This is a genomic window from Crocosphaera sp. Alani8 (assembly GCF_038442745.1).
Classification (GTDB): Bacteria; Cyanobacteriota; Cyanobacteriia; order Cyanobacteriales; family Microcystaceae; genus Crocosphaera.
Window position 1 is genome coordinate 1 of the sequence record NZ_JARVCN010000316.1, and the last position, 3,723, is coordinate 3,723.

The following is a 3,723-nucleotide window of genomic DNA, read 5'->3' on the forward strand; positions in this document are numbered from 1 at the left end:
GACATCTGCCTATTCTAGCTTATAAAGGGTATAACAAGAGCGGATTTGGTATAATTGACCATTAGCACTGTAACTTAAGGATCTAACTCTATCAAGATGTCCCGGAAAAGTAGCAATGGATTTTCCTGTTTCTACCTCCCATAAACAGATATCACCATTTTCTCCACCACTGGTAATTATTTTACTATCAGGACTGAAAGCGATCGCTCTTACCCATCCATTATTAGTCTCAATAATTTCATGTAAAACAGGACAACTTTCTCCAACTTGCCAAATATACATTTGATCATTAGTATCACCAATTGCTAACCATTTTCCATCAGGACTAAAAGCAACAGAAATCACATTACTAAATCCATTTAAAAACATTGAGTTTGATAATTTAGAGCCGGTAAAATTCATACTTTCTAAACTAATTTTTCGCAAGTCTGCGTTTTTTAATATTAAATATGAAAGATCTTTATTTTCTAAATCACCTAAATGGAGAAGTAAATTAAACAGATTGCCTCCTAGATATCGATCAGATTTATTATTTTTGTTCTCATCTAAAAGTTTTCTTAAATGTTCTTTAACTTGTTCTTCTGTATGTAATTTAGTTTTGAGTTTATCAAGAATTGGTTTAACAATAAATTTATCTTGATCTTCTCTCACTTTTATGGTTGCTGTGGGTAAAAATAAAGGAAACTTATTTAACAACTTAAAACTATTATTAATTATTTCCTCTGTCATATCCTTAATTAATTGCTTAATTAAATAATCTCGGATCATTGGTGGTTGGATTAACACAACTTCATCTTTACTTTCTAGAAAAAAGCGTGATTTTAAATGTTTAATGATATTTAGTATTTCGCTATCCCATAATCCTTTCATAATATCTTTTAATTCAAATAAACTAATCGGATTACGATAAATAGCTAACCAATACATCACATTTCTTTCATTTTCTGATGAATTTTCTAATAGTTTCTGTATAAAGTCTTCAATTCCATTAAAAACAAAATCACCAAAAGTTATAAAATTTGTTATGTTACCAGAAAAGTTTTCCTGAATGTTAATAGCAACATTCTCTAAAACAAAAAGATTACCTTGATATTTTTTTCTTAGTAGTTCCCAGTCCCTTTCTGTTCCTTGAAATTCTTTTCCTTGAGATGAACCTACATTATTAAAAATATTTTTGATTGCTTCTACAGATAAAGGTGGTATTTCTAGGTAACTAATCAATTGATTTTTGGAATCCAGCAATTCAATTTTTTTAGGTTTAATCTTACTAGTCATAACTAAACAACTTTTTTTTTGTTCGTTAGCTATTGCTTTTAACAAAACATTATATTTCTCTTTTTCAAAATCGAAAGAATCATTTTCTATTATCCAATCTATATTAGTTAAGATTAATAAGCAACGATCTGATTGTAACTTTTTCATCATCTTTTTTAACTTTTGCTCACCATCTAACCTCTCAATGTCTTCCTGATTATTTAAAGAAGATAACAAATCAGTTATTAATTCATCAATTGATTGATATTGGTCTAGTGATCGCACAACAACATAATCAAAATCCTTTGAAATTTCTTGTCCTAATTGATAAGCGAGATTAATCTTTCCCATCCCTTTTATACCTTGAATGAAAACAACACGACAGTTATCGGCTGTAATCCATTTCTTCAGCTTGTTTAATTCTTTCACTCTTCCAAGATAATCACAACGACTAAAAATAGGTGCAGATCCTCCCCAATCTATTTTTGTTTCCTTTTTTGTTTCTTGTATTTTAGATTCTTTTACATAAGTTACTTCTCTGACATTACGACCTAATGCTGTACAAATTTCTTCAGCATTTAAACGGTCAACCGGTTTACCATTCAAAAAATTATTAACCGTACTACGGGTTAGTCCCAGATGTTCAGCTAAAACTTGTTGACTCGAAAAATTATTACGAGGAAGTAATGCTTTAATCTCTTCTTGCAGTTCCGGTTTAAGTTGAACAGAGCGACCCATAGTGGTAAATTCTTAACTGTTGAAAGTATGTTATCATGATGCGCATACGATTTCTTGATTAGCACAAGAAATTAGTCATTTTGAAAAAAATTCAGACATTAACTCAGACATTAACTCAGACAGTCAAATATTTCCGAATAAAAGTCACACAATATATTATATATAAGTTTCTCTTGAAATAATAAGTGTAGCAATATCAGCTACACTCATGGTTCATAATCAAAATATATTCCTTCGTTCTCTAAGTAATAAGAGGATTTATATATGACCAATATCCCGTTCAATAAGAGTGCAATCCAACTATGTCTTGTTGGTTCAATTCCCTTAATTACACTGGCTCTAATCTCCGCAAAAACTGATATTAACTTTAATTTCCTATGGAGTTCTGAGCGATTACAAGTGACTCTTAACAGTTGTCCCCCCCAGTAAAATTCTTCAAACAATCAGTATTAGCCAGGGAATACCCATCAAAATCGGAATTCCCTGATTTTTTAATAGCTTATAAAGCCCTAAAATGCTAGAATCAGAACGTTACGCTTATAAAATCTTACCTTTTACTATGAGCATCCCGAAAGAACAGGTAATAGATAAAATAGAGCGCAAGATAGATGAGCAATCAGAACAGATTGCTAAAGTTGATAATACTTTGAAAGAAGTTGTAGATACCGTTAAAGCCCAATCACAGCAGATTGCTAATATTAATGATACCTTGGCGAAAGTTGTAGATACCATTAAGGCTCAATCAGAGCAAATTACTAGAATTGATACTACTGTCCAGAATCAAGCAGAAAAAATTACTAGAATTGATGCTACTGTCCAGAGACAATCAGAGCAAATTAATAGAATTGATACCACTGTCCAGAATCAAGCAGAAAAAATTAATAGAATTGATGCGACTGTCCAGAATCAAGCAGAAAAAATTACTAGAATTGATACTACTGTCCAAATTCAACAACAGTCAATCCAACATATACCCAATCTAGTGGAAAAAATGGGTAGGAATGAAGGTATTTTAGAAAAACAACAAGATGATATTAAAAGAATACCGGACTTGAGTGAAAAAGTAGGGGAACTCAAGAATTGGCGACAAATTGCTATTGTTGTTATTGGTGGACTTATTACTGTTTCTGTTGGTGTTGTTACATGGTGGCTTCGTGGATTCCTTAATCTTTAGATTTTCACCATTGAGTTCCAATTTTGATGGAAATTCTCCGATTATTTAATAGCTTATAAATATCTCAAATGCGAGAATGTTATGTGTAAAAAATTTCGATTTTTACTATGAATTCTGATAACAGAAATGAAAAAAGCACTCATAAAGTCAGATGCTAGACGTGCTGATTTAGGATTACTAACCGGTTTTATAATTTCTATTATTAGTTTAGGTGGTTCTATTTATTTAGGCATTAATGATAAAGTTGCCACTTCTGCCATAATGGGTGGTGGTACTATGACAGGGTTAGTGGCTGTTTTTGTTACTGGTAATAAACGCCAAAGAGATTAAAAACAATCAATTCATCATGTTTTTTCAAAAAGATAGTGTTTCATAAGTAATTAAAATTCAATTTTCACCTAATCTTCTAACAACTTTTTAAATCATGAAAGGTATATTTCATATTTGATTACTCATTATAAGGAGGAAATACTATCAACTTAGATTAAATTTTACTACTTAAATAATACCAAATCCGCTCTTGTTATACCCTTTATAAGCTAGAATAGGCAGATGTC

At 30.9% G+C, this 3,723-nt stretch carries 3 protein-coding genes; 2 read left to right on the forward strand and 1 reads right to left on the reverse strand.

The features are described 5' to 3' along the window. Window positions 1-9: 9 nt before the first annotated feature. Window positions 10-1,860: a WD40 repeat domain-containing protein gene (locus tag P9B04_RS16745; protein ID WP_342056123.1), complete on the reverse strand. Its 1,851-nt coding sequence runs from the start codon at window positions 1,858-1,860 to the stop codon at window positions 10-12. A 646-nt stretch (window positions 1,861-2,506) separates the two neighbouring features. Between P9B04_RS16745 and P9B04_RS16750 the strand changes: the two genes are divergently transcribed. Both P9B04_RS16750 and P9B04_RS16755 read left to right on the forward strand, forming a co-directional pair. Then, on the forward strand, window positions 2,507-3,166 hold the full coding sequence (locus P9B04_RS16750) for a hypothetical protein (RefSeq protein ID WP_342056124.1): 660 nt from the start codon (window positions 2,507-2,509) through the stop codon (window positions 3,164-3,166). 126 nt (window positions 3,167-3,292) lie between these two features. Next, complete coding sequence (locus tag P9B04_RS16755) at window positions 3,293-3,496, forward strand: hypothetical protein (protein WP_342056125.1); 204 nt, start codon at window positions 3,293-3,295, stop codon at window positions 3,494-3,496. Window positions 3,497-3,723 lie beyond the last annotated feature (227 nt).

What these genes read in the sequence shown, in the direction of transcription:
- P9B04_RS16750 (WP_342056124.1), top strand. Translation starts at nt 2,507, where the DNA reads ATGCTAGAATCAGAACGTTACGCTTATAAAATCTTACCTTTTACTATG.
- P9B04_RS16755 (WP_342056125.1), top strand. Translation starts at nt 3,293, where the DNA reads ATGAAAAAAGCACTCATAAAGTCAGATGCTAGACGTGCTGATTTAGGA.